Genomic DNA, 14,537 nt, shown 5'->3' with positions numbered 1-14,537 from the left:
CGCGGCAGCGTCGCGGCTGAGCGCGCAGTTCCTCGTGCCCCTTCAGCGGGCCGCACGGCGCGAGGGGCGCCCGCGTGCGGATGGAGTCGCCGGCCGAGCCGGGTTCGCGCGACCAGCCGGTAGGCTGGACGCGTGGCGATCGTCGATGTATCCGAAGAACTGAAGTCCCTGTCCTCGACCATGGGGTCGATCGAGGCCGTCCTCGACCTCGACCGGATGCGGGCCGACATCGCCGCGCTCGAGGAGCAGGCCGCGGTCCCGTCCCTGTGGGACGACCCGGAGAGCGCGCAGAAGATCACCAGCCGCCTCTCCCACCTCCAGGCCGAGCTGCGCAAGGTCGAGGCCCTGCGCGGCCGGATCGACGACCTGTCCGTCCTCTTCGAACTGGCCGAGGCCGAGGACGACGCGGACACCCGCGTCGAGGCCGAGGCCGAGCTGGAGGCCGTGCACAAGGCGCTGGACGAGATGGAGGTCCGCACCCTGCTCTCCGGCGAGTACGACGCCCGGGAGGCCCTGGTCAACATCCGGGCCGAGGCGGGCGGCGTGGACGCGGCCGACTTCGCCGAGCAGCTCCAGCGGATGTACCTGCGCTGGGCCGAGCGGCACGGTTACTCCACCGAGGTCTACGAGACGTCGTACGCGGAGGAGGCGGGCATCAAGTCCACCACCTTCGTGGTCAAGGCGCCCTACGCCTACGGCACCCTCTCCGTCGAGCAGGGCACCCACCGCCTGGTGCGGATCTCGCCCTTCGACAACCAGGGCCGCCGCCAGACCTCCTTCGCCGGCGTCGAGGTGCTGCCGGTGGTGGAGCAGTCCGACCACGTCGAGATCGACGAGTCCGAGCTCCGGGTCGACGTGTACCGCGCGTCCGGCCCCGGCGGCCAGGGCGTCAACACCACCGACTCGGCCGTGCGCATCACCCACCTGCCCACCGGCATCGTCGTCTCCTGTCAGAACGAGCGCTCGCAGATCCAGAACAAGGCGAGCGCGATGAACGTCCTCCAGGCCAAGCTGCTGGAGCGGCGCCGCCAGGAGGAGCAGGCCCTCATGGACTCCCTCGGCAAGAGCGACGGCGGCAACTCCTGGGGCAACCAGATGCGTTCGTACGTCCTGCACCCGTACCAGATGGTCAAGGACCTCCGCACCGACCACGAGGTCGGCAACCCCCAGGGTGTCCTGGACGGCGACATCGACGGCTTCATCGAGGCCGGGATCCGCTGGCGCAAGTCCCGTGAGAAGACTGCCGCGTAGCCTGTTCGTCAGCCCTTGTACATGTCCGATGTCACAGTGATGTAGCGAACACCCGTGCACACAGGGGCAATTCGCGCATAGTTCGCCAATCGAGCTTGACGGGCCCCTGGTAACCCACAAGGGTGTTGCGCGGCATGCGCACTATTGAGGCGTGAGCGCACGGGGGACGAGCGCAAGCGGTCCTCTGACGGCACCGAACTCCTCCCTGGGCCGCGCAGCCGCAAGCAGACATCTACTGGGGGTACTTGACTCATGAGCAAGCGCAACACACGGCTGCGCGTAACCCGTATAGCCGCTGCCGCCCTCGTCGCGACCGGCGTCTCCCTGACGGTCGTGGGCGCGGCTCAGGCAGCCACAACCAGCAATGGCCACGTCCAGATCCAGGCTCTCGACGACACCGAGGGCACGACCACCGGTGTCACCTCGGGGGTCACCACCGGCGGCGACACCACGGGTGGTGACACGACCGGCGGCTCCACGGCCGGGGACACCACGGGTGGCGACACCACGGGTGGCGACACCACCGCCGGCGGAGCCACCGCGGGCGACACGACCGGTGGCGACACGACGGCCGGCGGCACCACCGCGGGTGACACCACGGGTGGTGACACGACCGGCGGCTCCACGGCCGGGGACACGACCGGTGGTGACACGACGAACGGTGGGACCACCGCGGGCGACACGACCGGTGGCGACACCACTGGCGGCTCCACGGCCGGCGACACGACCGGTGGTGACACGACCGGCGGCTCCACTGCCGGCGACACCACGGGTGGCGACACCACCACCGGCGGGACCACCACGACCGGCGGCACCGACACCACGGGTGGCACGACCACCGGCGGCACGACCACCACGGGCGGCTCGGCCACGACCGGCGGGTCCTCGACCACCGGCGGGTCCGCCACCACGGGCGGCTCCAGCACGACCGGCGGTTCGGCCACCACGGGCGGCTCGTCCACCAGTGGTGGGAACGGCAACACCTGCACCCTGACCGGGGACAGCGTCGACTGCGGGAACAACCAGCCGGGCGCGGACAACGTCCAGCAGGTGCCGCAGGGCGCGACCACGAGCCAGCTCGCCGAGACCGGCTCCAGCGGCACCACTTACCTCGTCCTCGGCGCCGCCACCCTGATCGCGGGCGGTGTCGGCTTCCGCCTCTCCCCGCGCCTGGTCGGCCGGAACGACGCCGCCTGAGCCCAACTCCGCGGCTCTACAGCACGCTCAGCAAGCACAGCACCGAGCGGGGCCCGGCCCACCGAAAGGGTGGGCCGGGCCCCGCTCGCGTTGACGATCAGTTGACGGCCACCGGCTTCCGGCGGCCTACGGTTTCCAGCGGCGGGCCGTCTCAGGCCGCGGCGTGCTCCACGACCAGGACCAGCGCGAGCAGCGCGACGAGGAGGGCGATCAGCGCGGCGGGGGAGATGGCGGACCAGGGGTTCTCGCGCTCGAGTCGGGCGCGGCTGGCGCGGCACACGGGGCAGCGGCCCTCGCTCACCGGGCCGGCGCAGTTGGCACACACCAGTCGGTCGCACGTCATGCGATCTCCTCCTCCGATCCGGGTCAACGCCCCCGGCCCGGAATTCGTTCCCGAGGGGTGCGGTGCTGTTCCGCGGGTGCCCTGTGGGGCTACTGCATGTACACGCACCTTCTACTGTGACAGGTTCCGCCGGATTCGGCGCCCCCACCCGGAAAGGGAGGGGCTGGGACCAGCCAGGGCGACGCTCCGGGGGGCCGGCGGGGAGCAGCCACGGGCCGGCCGGGGAACGGCCGGCGAAAGCCCGGAGGGACACTCGGCGGACCGCCAGGAGAGAAGTGAGGGTTTGTCCCTGGATGCCCTGTGGGCAAGGCCACCAACCTCCGACGGCGACTGCGCGCCCCGAGCGCGGTCGCGTAGTGTCGCCCCCACATCCCCTGTCCGCTCATCCCGCAAACCTGGTGCGAACGTGATTCGTTTCGACAGCGTCACCAAGACCTACCCCAAGCAGAATCGTCCTGCCCTGCGGGACGTCTCGCTGGAGATCGAGAAGGGTGAGTTCGTCTTCCTGGTGGGCTCGTCCGGCTCCGGGAAGTCGACCTTCCTGCGGCTGATCCTCCGCGAGGAGCGTACGGACACCGGCATGGTGCACGTCCTCGGCAAGGATCTGAACCGGCTCTCCAACTGGAAGGTGCCGCAGATGCGGCGCCAGCTCGGCACGGTCTTCCAGGACTTCCGGCTGCTGCCCAACAAGACCGTCGGCGAGAACGTGGCGTTCGCCCTCGAAGTGATCGGCAAGCCGCGCGGCACCATCCGCAAGACCGTGCCCGAGGTGCTCGACCTGGTGGGTCTGGCCGGCAAGGAAGAGCGGATGCCCGGCGAGCTGTCCGGCGGTGAGCAGCAGCGCGTGGCCATCGCCCGCGCCTTCGTCAACCGGCCGATGCTGCTCATCGCCGACGAGCCGACCGGAAACCTCGACCCGCAGACCTCGGTCGGCATCATGCGGCTGCTCGACCGGATCAACCGGACCGGCACCACCGTGGTGATGGCCACCCACGACCAGAACATCGTCGACCAGATGCGCAAGCGCGTCATCGAACTCGAGAAGGGGCGACTGGTGCGCGACCAGTCGCGCGGTGTCTACGGCTACCAGCACTGACTGACAGCCGCTGACCACCAGCCCCTGAAAGGAACTCGACACCATGCGCGCCCAGTTCGTCCTGTCGGAGATCGGCGTCGGTCTCCGCCGCAACCTCACGATGACCTTCGCCGTCATCATCTCCGTTGCGCTCTCGCTCGCCCTCGCCGGTGGCGCCCTGCTCGCCAACAAGCAGGTCGACTCGATGAAGGGCTACTGGTACGACAAGATCCAAGTCACCGTCTACATGTGCAACAAGAGTGACGCGGTGACGACGCCGAACTGCGCCAAGGGCGCGGTCACGGACGACCAGAAGGCCAAGATCCTCAGCGACGTGAAGAAGCTGCCGGTCGTGGAGAAGGTCTATTACGAGTCGGCGGAAGAGGCCTACAAGCACTACCAGGAGCAGTTCAAGGGCTCGCCGCTGGTCAACTCGGTGACGCCGGACCAGATGCAGGAGAACTACCGGATCAAGCTCAAGGATCCGACCAAGTTCGCCGTCATCGCCAGCGCGTTCAACCAGGCGCCGGGGGTGCAGTCCGTCGAGGACCAGCGCCAGGTGCTGGAGAGTCTCTTCGGCCTGCTCAACGGTATGACCAGAGTGGCGTACGTCGTTCTCGCCTTCATGCTCACCGTGGCCATGCTGCTGATCGTGAACACCGTCCGCGTCTCGGCGTTCAGCCGCCGCCGTGAGACCGGGATCATGCGGCTGGTCGGCGCGTCCAGCTTCTACATCCAGATGCCGTTCATCATGGAGGCCGCCTTCGCGGGACTCGTGGGCGCGGGGCTGGCCTGCGTCATGCTGCTCACCGGCCGGTACTTCCTGATCGAGGGCGGTCTCAAACTCCAGGACAAGATCCACACGGTGTCCTTCCTGGGCTGGGGACCGGTGCTCGGGGTGCTGCCGCTGGTGCTGCTGATCGGCGTGGTGATGCCGGCGATCGCCGCCTTCGTCGCGCTGCGCAGGTATCTGCGGGTCTGACGGGGGGAGTTGCCCGGAAGCTCGCCGCGGGACTCCACGCCGACCGCACCCGATGCCGCGATGCCGCGATGCCGCGATGCCGCGATGCCGGCGACCCTCCGTAGCGCCCCAACCAGGCCCGGTCGCGTACGGTCACGGTCCTGGCTGTGCACAACTCCCCGTACGCCAGCCGTTTCTGGCCTAGACTTCCGGCCATGTCCGGCCCGTCACTGTTCGGGACGCCCCGCCGCATCCGCCGCGGGGCCACCCTGACTTTGGTCTTCGGCGCCATGCTGGTGACCGGGGCCGCGGCGAGCAGCCTCACCGAGCCGGCCCAGCGCGGCCAGGGCAACCGGATCGCCGCGGGACCGGTCGCGGCCACGGGTCCTGTCGGGCAGCCGTGGGGGCCCGCCGCGGAGGGCGCCGCCGAGGGGTCGGGCCGGGGCGCCGGGGAATTCGGGAACGCCGGGAGAGCCGGGGAATCCGGGCAGGGCGCCGCGCCGGGCCCCGGCGCCACGGACGGCCCGGCCGGGAAGAGCGCCGGGCCGCCGGTCCTGGACACCGGCCGGATCGCCCAGGAGATCCAGGACGGCGGGATCGGTGCCGCGGCCGTCCGCACGCTCGTCAGCCGCAGCGGCGACCGCTGGTCGTCGTTCTACACGGCGCAGGAGTACGCGGGCCTCCAAGAGGCGCTCGACGGCCGTTACGTGGGCACCGGCATCTGGGTGCGGCGGATCGACGGCGGCCGGATCGAGGTGGCCCGGGTGCAGCGGGACAGCCCGGCGGCGCGGGCCGGCATCCGGCTGGGCGACGTGCTCACCGCCATCGGCGGCGCCCCGTGCACCGGGCTCCCCGTCACCGAGGTCGTCGCGGAGCTGCGCGGGCACAACGTCCCGGGCAGCGAGGTCACCCTCGGGGTGCGGCGCGGCGCGGCGAATCTGCGGATCAACCTGCGCCGCGCCACCCTGGACACCGAGGCCGTCACCGTGACCCGCCCGCCGCGGGGGCCGACCGTCATCACCGTGGACGCCTTCTCGGCCGGCGTCGGCGCACAGGTCGAGCAAGCGGCCAAGGCGGCCGAGGCGGCCAAGCGCGGGGTCCTGCTCGACCTGCGGGGCAATTCCGGCGGCCTGGTCACCGAGGCGGTCGCGGTCGCCTCGGTCTTTCTCGACGGCGGCCTCGTCGCCACGTATGACGTGCACGGGCAGCAGCGGGCGCTCTACGCGGCCCAGGGCGGCGACACGGCCGTGCCGCTGGTGGTGCTGGTGGACGGCGGCACGATGAGCGCGGCGGAGATGCTGGCCGGCGCCCTCCAGGACCGCGGCCGGGCGGTCGTGATGGGCTCGCGGACCTTCGGCAAGGGGGCGGTGCAGATGCCGAGCACCCTGCCCGACGGTTCGGTGGCCGAGCTGACCGTGGGCCACTACGACCTGCCGGGCGGGCGGGACGTGGACGGCGAGGGCATCACCCCCGACGTGCGGGTGCCGGACGGACAGGACCCGGTCGCCGACAGCCGCGAGGTATTCGCTGGCCTCGGCGCCCCCTCGTAGTGGGAGAATGGGGTCGCTATGGCAAAAGAGACGGGTCGCAAGATGATCGCGCAGAACAAGAAGGCGCGACACGATTACCTCATCCTCGACACCTTTGAGGCCGGTCTGGTGTTGACCGGTACGGAGGTGAAGTCGCTACGGCTGGGCCGGGCATCGCTGGTCGACGGCTTCGCGCAACTCGACGGCGGCGAGGCGTGGCTGCACAACGTGCACATCCCCGAGTACACCCAGGGCACCTGGACCAACCACACGGCCCGCCGGAAGCGCAAGATGCTGCTGCACCGGGCGGAGATCGAGAAGCTGGTCCACAAGTCCCAGGAGAGCGGCCACACCATCGTGCCGCTCGCGCTGTACTTCAAGGACGGCCGGGCGAAGGTCGAGATCGCGCTGGCCAGGGGCAAGAAGGAGTACGACAAGCGGCAGACGCTGCGGGAGAAGCAGGACCGCCGCGAGTCGGACCGGGCGATCTCCGCCGCCCGCCGCAGGCAGCGGACCTGAGGGCGGCCGGCCAAGGGCACCCGCCGTTCAGAGCCAGCCGCGGCGGGCCGCCTGCCAGCCGAGCTGCGCCCGGGTCGCCGCGCCCGCCAGCTCCATCAGCTCCTGGACGCGGCGCTGCACCGTACGCCGGCTGAGCCCCATCTGCGTGGCGATCGCCTTGTCCGCGACGCCCGCCACCAGCAGGGACAGCAGCCGCCGGTTGGTCGTCGACAGGGGCTCCCCGCTGCCCACCCCGTCGGTGCCGGTGACCACGCCGGTCGCGTCCACATGCAGCGGCACGGCGTCCTCCCAGTACCGCTCGAAGAGGGCGATGAGCGCGTCGAGCAGGCTGCTGTCGCGGACCAGGGCGGTGGTCGGCTCATGGGGGCTGCCGTGGGGGCCGCCGGGGACCAGCGGGAAGATCGCCACCTCGCGGTCGGCCACCGCCATCCGCAGCGGCAGATGCGGGACCGCGCGGGCTATCTCGCCGGACCGTACGCCCTCGGCGACATTCGCCACCGCGCCCTCGTCGTCGAAGAAGTCCCGCTCGTACAGCACCCGGTAGAGCACCCCGCGCTCCAGCGCCTCGTACTCGGCCCGGTTGCTGCCGGACGGCATGGCCACGTACTGCGCCTTGCAGAACCACAGCATCTCGTCGCGGGCGCCCTGCTGGATCTGGCGCAGCCGCTGGCGGAGCGCCTCGGCGCCGGTGATCACCTCGATCAGCAGCCCGGCGTCCTGCCGGCGGGCGGTGCTCCGGTAGGTCTCCAGCAGGTCCGTGATGGCGGAGCGCGCCTGTTCCAGCGCGTCGGCGCGCCGGTTGAGTTGCGGCAGCAGCGCCACATCGGGCGGGTGCGCGCGGTAGCGGAGCGGCTGCCCGTCCGACGGGCTGACCATGGCCTTCGCGACCAGCGCGGCCAGGGCCGAGCGGACGGTCTCCTCGCTCATGCCGGTCAGTCGGCGGATGTCCTCGGCCGGGACGCTCTCGGCCGTCACCAGCACCCGGTAGACGGCTTCCTCGGGGCCGGTCACCCCAGCGGCCTGAAGCGCCACGGCACCCTCCTCGCACGCCACCGGCCCGGCGGGGGGAAACGCTACTACGGGCGGCCCGGCACCGGGAGCCCCGGCGGATGGGCCGCTCCCCTCCACCGAGGGGAGCGACCCATCCGGTCCGGTGGGTGCTGACCAGCCCGCGGTCAGCCGCGCCACACGTAGGCGCGGTCGATGGTCTGCCGGACGCGGTCGCCGGCCGCGTCCCGCGCGGTGACCCGCAACGTCACGTAGGTGTCGCCCCGGGTGTGCGCGGGCCTGCCCACGACGGCCTCGAAGGTGTGGCCGCCGCCGCTCACCTTCGCCTGGCGCCAGTCCTTTCCGTCGTTGAACGATGTCTCGACACTGACCTGCACGCCGTGCGGCACGGCGGCCCCGTCCTGGGCCCGTACCGTCACTCCCACGGTGTGCGAGCGGCCGGCCCGCACCGCGTTGTCGGCGCCGACCGGCACCGCGTAGTCGAGCTGCAACAGGGGCAGCGGGGCGGCGTCGGCGGTGGTGTCGGAGCGGAAGGACCACGACGTGTCGGTGCCGGTGGCGAACCTCCACTCGCCGGAGACCCGTGAAGTGGTCAGGTCCAGGCGGTAGTCGGCCGGTCCTGACGGCACCTCGAAGTCCGCCCAGGCGCTGTCGGCGTCACCCACCTTCACTCCGCCCCGGTAGAGCACCGCCCGGGCCGAGTCGCCCTCGGCCGGGGCCTGCGTGCCACCGGTGTCCGCGGTGGCGGTGTTCCGGAACCCGCCGATACCGCCGCCATCGACGACGGCGCGGGCCCAGTGACCGGCCCCGGAGTCGGTGAACTCCGGTATCCGCAGGTCGAGTACGTCACCGGTGCGTACGCTCGGGCTCCGCGTGCCGCGCGGGATCGACGGCCGGACCACCGCCTGCTGCCAGGCCTCGCCCGGCCGCGGCCCCGGCCGGTACGTGGTCGGGGGCTCGCTCATGCCGGACACCAGCGGTACGTCGATGTCGAACGTGGTCCGCTGGTTGACGATGTGCCGCCAGGTGGTGTCGCCGGAGGTGACGTACTCGGTACGGGTGACGCCGGTCGGCACGTCGCGGGTGTTCTCCCACGCGGTGCCCTGGTAGGGCCGCCAGGCGTAGCGCTGCTCACTGGCCCACGGCGCGCCGCCGTTCTCGGCGTAGGTGCTGCGGATGACCGCGCTGTTCCGGGCCGAGACGGTGTGGACGACGTGCTGCGGGATCTGCTGCGCGGACGTCTGCATCACGTCGTAGAGGTAGGGGCTGACGGCGGTGCCGGTGAAGCGCACGGTGGTGGTGTGCCGGGCGAGCCGGGCCAGCAGCGCGTTGCCTACGGTGTGGCCGATCCGTACGGCGGGCAGGGCGTCGCGGTCGCCGGTGGGAGACCAGCGGGTCCAGGCGACGTCGCCGAAGTGGACCACGATCAGGCCGCGGGCGCCGGCCGCGGCCAGCGTCTTGGCCAGCGCGGACTCGTCGGCGCCGGTCTCGTCGCGGACCACCGCCAGCTTGCCGCGGACCCGGCTGAGGTCGGGGTGTTCGAGACTGCCGGCGTCCACCGCGGTCAGGCTCTCGCCGCGGCTGTCGAACAGCGCCGACCTGGGCAGGTAGTAGGCGTCGAGGTCGAGCCCGGTGCCGGGGGCGTCCGCCACCAGCAGCGGGGCGGTGAGCTGCCAGCGGGAACTGAACTCGAAGGCGCCGTCGGTCACCCGGGTGGTGGGGCTGACGTAGAGCTTGCTGAGCGTGCCGGTGAAGAACTGCTCGCCCTCGGTGATCATCTGGCCGTCGATGTCGCGGTAGGTCTGGTAGTACGGCACCCCGTGCTGCTCGGCCGGCCGCGGGGTCCTGATCTCCACCTGGGTGGTCCTGCGGGCGTCGGCGACGACGGTCGTGTCCTTGCCGACGGTCACCTGCGGCAGGACGACCAGGCGCTCCTCGATTCCGGCCGCGTTCTCCTCCGCGAAGGCGGCGCGGACCTGGTAGGTGCCGTCCTCGACGGTGGCGGTGGCCGTACCGCTGCCGTCATCGGTCAGGTCGGTCGGTCCGTTCGCCCCCCAGACGGTCAGATACGGAGCGGCCGCGACGCCGTGCCGATCGTACGAGACGATCTTCAGAGTGTGGGTCGGGCCGTGGACGACCAGGGCCGTCGTGGTGTGCACCCGCACCGAGCCGTCGGGCGAGGTCGCGGTCAGATAGCCGTAGTACGAGCCGCCGGAGGCCGCCGAGGGATTGACGGTGACCGGCAGGCCGACCGTCTTCCCGGCCGGGACCACCAACGAGCCCCGCGGCAGGCGGACCGCCTTCGCGTCCACCGCCCGGCCGCCCGCGGTCCTCAGCTCGATGCCGGGATCGAGGGTGACCGTCGAGGCCGAAGTGTTGGTGTAGGTCACGGTGACGGTGCTGCTCGGGTCGGTGGTGCGCACATCGCCGAGCAGGACGCTGCCGGTGGCGGTGACCGGGCCGAGGGTCGCCGCGGCGACGTCGATCCGGCCGCCGCCCTGGTCGGTCACCGCCTGGCCGCTGATGGTGTCGGCTGTGCTGATCAGGGCGTCCTTGAGCTGCCGGGCGCTCCAGCCGGGATGCCGCTGGGCCAGCAGGGCCGCGGCGCCGGCCACGTGCGGGGTGGCCATCGAGGTGCCGGACAGGGTGACGTAGTACGGGCCGACCGGGTCGCCCAGCGTGGTGCCGGCCGCGCGGGCCGCCACGATGTCGACGCCGGGCGCGGTGACGTCGGGCTTGACCGCTCCGTCGCCGGCCCGGGGGCCGCGGCTGGAGAAGCCGGCCAGCGCGTCGTGGGAGTCGACGGCTCCCACCGTCAGCGCCTCGTCGGCCACGCCCGGGATGCCCACGGTCTGGGCGCCCGCCTCGCCGTTGTTGCCCGCCGCGACCACGAAGAGGGTGCCGCTGGCCAGGCTGATCCGGTCCAGGGCCTGGCTCATCGGGTCGGTGCCGTCGCTGGCCTCGTCCTCGCCCAGGCTCATGTTGACGACCTTGGCGCCCTGGTCGGCCGCCCACTGCATACCGGCGATGACCTGGGAGTCGTAGCCGTAGCCGTCGTCGCCCAGCACCTTGCCGACCAGCAGGTTCGCCTCCGGCGCCACCCCGGTGTACCGGCCGGCGGAGGCCGCGCCGTCACCGGCCACGATGGAGGCGACGTGCGTACCGTGCCCGAAGAGGTCGGTGGTTCCGGAGGGGCTGGAGGTGAAGTCCTCGGCCGCCGCGACGCGGCCCGTCAGATCCGGGTGGGTCTGGTCGACGCCGGTGTCCAGCACGGCGACCTTGACGTTGGCACCGCGGTAGCCGGACTTCCACACCTCGGGGGCGTTGATCTGGTCCACCCCGGTGTCCGCGGCGGCGGTGACCCGGCCGTCGAGCCAGATTTTGGGGGTGGCGTTGATGGTGGCGGGGGTCGTGTGGGGAGGGGTGGTCGCGGTGCTGGTGCGGGTTCTGCCGGTGCCGGTGTCTGTGCTGGTTCTGGCGGTTGTGCCGGTTCTGGTGGTAGTGGTCCGGTCGGTGTCGCCCGGCTGACCGGCCGGGACCAGTTGCTTCCAGAAGTCGTCCAGGTCGCCGGACGGGACGGTCACCGCCTGGGCGCCGATGCTGGTCAGCTCACGGACGGTGCGGACCGGTCCGGTCGGCGCGGTCAGCCGCCTCACCGTCGCGGCGGCGGCCCCGGCCGGCTTCCCGATGATCAGCGGCAGCGTGGCGCTGTGCGCCTCGTCGTACCGCTCCTTGACCAGCGCCGTCACGTCGAACAGCCGCCGGTCCAGCCGCCCGGACCGTACCAGCGGGTCGGCGTCGGACGGGATGACGGTCACCTCGCCGTTGGCTTCCGAGGTGTGGAAGACGACGCCCTCGCGTCCGGCGCCGGGCCGGATCGACGCGGCCTTCTTGCCGTTTCCGTCACCGGCCGTCGCGGTGATGGTCACCTCGTCGCCGGTGATCAGCCGGACGGTGGACGTAGTCTCCGCCGCGGTCGGCGGTGGCGGCGCCGTGGTCCCGGGATCTCGGCCGTCCGCCCGAGCCACGCTCGGAACCGTGGCGCAGAGGGTCATCATCAGCCCTGCCGACATGACCGCCGCCAGGCGGGTTCGCTTCATCGGTCCAGCCCCTTCCAGTGCGCTCGCACGCGATTGCTGGACAGAATCAGCCGGGGCCGGAGGGCGTGTCATCGCTTTCCTCTGGCGCCGATGCGACTTGTCGCATCGGCGCCAGAGCGCTGCTCGCACCGCTCGTGGGGTGACGTCCGGGTGGATGGGGGGCGGAGCGCGGGGGAATGCGCTCGCCTCACCGGGCGTTCTTCCACTACGATGGGTCGAGCACCACCCAGCAGAGAAGCAGCACCGAAGTAGCACAGCGGCAGTACCGCGGGGCCATGGTGAGTCCGGCGGGCACCTTGAAAAAAACACATGGGGATGATCGGTTTCGACTGGGGATGTCGAAGCAGGGGAAGCGAGCCGAGAAAGCGGCAATGATCTCGTTAACCATATGCCGAAACCAATAATCGCCAACACCAAGCGCGATTCCTTCGCCCTCGCTGCCTAAGTAGCGACTTGCGAAGTGTCAGCCCGGGGCTGTTCCCGACCCGGATCCTGGCATCAGCTAGGGAACTAAACTTCCAGGACCGGTCACGGGTCCCGGAAGGAAATCAAACAGTGGCTGGGCCCGTCGGCAGCTTGTCCGCGTGACTGCCGGGGCCGAGAAAAGCACAGCGGACTGCGCTCGGAGAAGCCCTGATTCCGCACCACAGGACGCGGGTTCGATTCCCGCCATCTCCACCATTCCCGCCTTACTCCAACCCGCGCCGTAGAGCGCGGGGCGGAGAGGGTTCATGTGCGTCACGGCGTCACCCGGCTGGGTGGCGCCGTTGTCGTTTCCGGGCCCGTCAGGGCCGGGATGGCGCGCCAGCTCGACGAGGGGAGCGACTACGGCCGTCGGCTCGTCAGAGGCGACGTAGGGGCCCTCGTCGTCCGCGTCGAGGTAGAGGCGCCGGAAGAACGCCTGGTTCAGCACCTGGCGAGCCCGCTTGCCCGCCTGCCGGTACATCTCCTGGGGGTCCGCGAGCAGTCCCGTCAGGTAGGTGAGGACGTCGCGGCCGGCGTCGGTGTCGAGCCGGTCGGCGTCGTTGAGCTGCCGGGCGATGCGAGCGCGCTCGTCGCGAATGTCGCGCAGCCGCTCGGCGATTTTTGCCTGTGGCCAGTCAGCGTCTCCCACAAGGTCGAGATAGCGGTCTTCCTGGGCGCCGAGCCGCTTCAGCTCGGCGGCGAGCCGCTTGCGCATGTCCGCGTTGACCGTGGCCGCCGAGTCAATGGCTTCGTCCATACGGGCCGCGATACGGGCGCGCAGGTCCGCCGGGAGCGCGATGCGCGCGTAAGCGTCGAGTACGGCCTGCTCCGTGCGGGCGACCGGCAGGTACGGCAGGTCGCACGTGTGTTCCTGGCGCCCCTTGCAGAAGTAGTAGAAGTACAGCTCTCCCGTGTGGCTCTTGCCTCGCATGATCATGAGGCGCTGCTTGGACCGATGGCACCAGACAGCGCCCTTGAGGTAGTGGTTGTGGTTCCGCTCCCGGGTTCCCCCCGCGCGGCGTGCCGTGAGCATGTGCTGCACTTTCTCGAAAAGCTCCGGGGTGACGAGCGGGGTGTGCCGCCCCTCGTACTCTCGGCCGTCGTGGCTCACGTAGCCGAGGTAATAGCGGTTGCGCAGCATGGTGCCGAGCGAGTTGATCGAGATCGGTCGGGCGGCGTATCGACGGGTCGGACGGGTGCGCAGTCCGGCATCGGTCAGTGCCTCGATCAGGGCGTGGAACCTGTAGGCACCGGTCGCGTACAGCTCGAAGGCCATCGTCACCAGTGGGCCGCGCTCAGGATCAACGGCCACGGTTCGGACTTCACGCCCCTCGAACTTCTCGCGCACGTTGACGTATCCGATCGGTGCGACGCCCAACGAGCCGCCACGCGTGACCTTCTGGCCCATCTTGTAGGCGATGTCGGCGCCCGAGGCACGCGATTGGTACTCGTTCACGCCGTCGAGCACGGTCGCCACCAGGTCGCCGATCGCCGAATCCTCGGTGTAATCCATGACGGAGATGAGCACGGCGCCTGCCCCGCGCATCTCGCGTTTGGTGATGGCCGCGTCGATGCTGTTGCGGTGCAGACGGCTGCGCGCGTACACGATGATGTAGTCGATATCGTGCTCGGCCTTGAGCCGGGCCATCATCTCTTGGAACTTCGGCCGTTTGTCGGTCGAGGTCGCCGACCGGCCGGGCTCGACGTATTCGCCGACGATCTCGGCGCCGAGTTCCGCGGCGCGTCGCTGGACGGCCGAGCGCTGGGCCGGAAGCGAAATGCCTTCGGGGTCGTAGTCGGTGTCGACCTGGCCGGCCGATGACACCCGCAGGTAGGTGAGAGCGCGTTTGCGCTGTGCGTGCGTCGGGCGGTCGCGGCGGCGGGTCGTGGACTCGGTCATGGCTTCCTCTCGTCAGGATCGGTTCGGGTGCGGCGGGTGGATGCACGGGAGCGGTTCGGTTGGCGATGTCCTCGGCGATGAGGACGAGCGCCTGGACGAGGAGCTGTTCGTCAGGCTCGATGAGTCGTCGTGTGCGGGCGCGGGGGCGGGTGCCGCTGGGAAGCAGCCGGGGTTCGGCGGTGGTCGTGG

At 71.0% G+C, this 14,537-nt stretch carries 9 protein-coding genes, 1 other RNA gene and 1 pseudogene; 7 read left to right on the top strand and 4 right to left on the bottom strand.

The window, feature by feature from the left end; translation table 11 throughout:
* Positions 1–132 precede the first annotated feature (132 nt).
* Both prfB and OG519_RS11655 read left to right on the top strand, forming a co-directional pair.
* The gene (gene prfB, locus OG519_RS11660) at positions 133–1,251 is read left to right on the top strand and encodes a peptide chain release factor 2 (protein ID WP_405582210.1); all 1,119 of its coding nucleotides are present in this window, start codon (positions 133–135) and stop codon (positions 1,249–1,251) included.
* A 252-nt stretch (positions 1,252–1,503) separates the two neighbouring features.
* Positions 1,504–2,448: a hypothetical protein gene (locus OG519_RS11655; RefSeq protein WP_405582208.1), complete on the top strand. Its 945-nt coding sequence runs from the start codon at positions 1,504–1,506 to the stop codon at positions 2,446–2,448.
* A gap of 151 nt (positions 2,449–2,599) precedes the next feature.
* Here the strand turns inward: OG519_RS11655 and OG519_RS11650 are convergent, their stop codons facing one another.
* On the bottom strand, positions 2,600–2,791 hold the full coding sequence (locus OG519_RS11650) for a hypothetical protein (protein ID WP_405582205.1): 192 nt from the start codon (positions 2,789–2,791) through the stop codon (positions 2,600–2,602).
* A gap of 406 nt (positions 2,792–3,197) precedes the next feature.
* Between OG519_RS11650 and ftsE the strand changes: the two genes are divergently transcribed.
* The 4 genes from ftsE to smpB all read left to right on the top strand — a co-directional run bounded on the left by ftsE (position 3,198) and on the right by smpB (position 6,875).
* Positions 3,198–3,887: a cell division ATP-binding protein FtsE gene (gene ftsE, locus OG519_RS11645; protein WP_405582203.1), complete on the top strand. Its 690-nt coding sequence runs from the start codon at positions 3,198–3,200 to the stop codon at positions 3,885–3,887.
* A gap of 43 nt (positions 3,888–3,930) precedes the next feature.
* Positions 3,931–4,848, top strand: a complete 918-nt coding sequence (gene ftsX, locus OG519_RS11640) for a permease-like cell division protein FtsX (RefSeq protein ID WP_405582201.1) — start codon at positions 3,931–3,933, stop codon at positions 4,846–4,848.
* A gap of 194 nt (positions 4,849–5,042) precedes the next feature.
* The gene (locus OG519_RS11635) at positions 5,043–6,377 is read left to right on the top strand and encodes a S41 family peptidase (protein WP_405582198.1); all 1,335 of its coding nucleotides are present in this window, start codon (positions 5,043–5,045) and stop codon (positions 6,375–6,377) included.
* 18 nt (positions 6,378–6,395) lie between these two features.
* Positions 6,396–6,875 (top strand): SsrA-binding protein SmpB, encoded by a 480-nt coding sequence (smpB, locus tag OG519_RS11630; RefSeq protein ID WP_405582195.1) that lies wholly within the window; start codon positions 6,396–6,398, stop codon positions 6,873–6,875.
* A 27-nt stretch (positions 6,876–6,902) separates the two neighbouring features.
* On the opposite strand, the gene OG519_RS11625 is transcribed toward smpB, so the two are convergent.
* Complete coding sequence (locus OG519_RS11625) at positions 6,903–7,907, bottom strand: helix-turn-helix domain-containing protein (RefSeq protein WP_405582193.1); 1,005 nt, start codon at positions 7,905–7,907, stop codon at positions 6,903–6,905.
* Between the two features lie 143 nt (positions 7,908–8,050).
* Positions 8,051–11,983, bottom strand: a complete 3,933-nt coding sequence (locus OG519_RS11620; protein WP_405582190.1) for a S8 family serine peptidase — start codon at positions 11,981–11,983, stop codon at positions 8,051–8,053.
* A gap of 311 nt (positions 11,984–12,294) precedes the next feature.
* On the opposite strand from OG519_RS11620, the gene ssrA reads away from it, so the two are divergent.
* Positions 12,295–12,664, top strand: a transfer-messenger RNA (tmRNA) gene (ssrA, locus tag OG519_RS11615).
* An 865-nt stretch (positions 12,665–13,529) separates the two neighbouring features.
* On the opposite strand, the pseudogene OG519_RS11610 reads toward ssrA, so the two are convergent.
* Positions 13,530–14,348 (bottom strand): annotated as a pseudogene (locus OG519_RS11610) (recombinase family protein); the annotation flags it as partial.
* Positions 14,349–14,537: the final 189 nt, after the last annotated feature.

The sequence above is a fragment of the Streptomyces sp. NBC_01190 genome (assembly GCF_045039895.1).
GTDB lineage: Bacteria > Actinomycetota > Actinomycetes > Streptomycetales > Streptomycetaceae > Actinacidiphila.
Note: the sequence above shows the minus strand (reverse complement) of the source record. Positions and strands in the feature narration are given on the sequence as shown.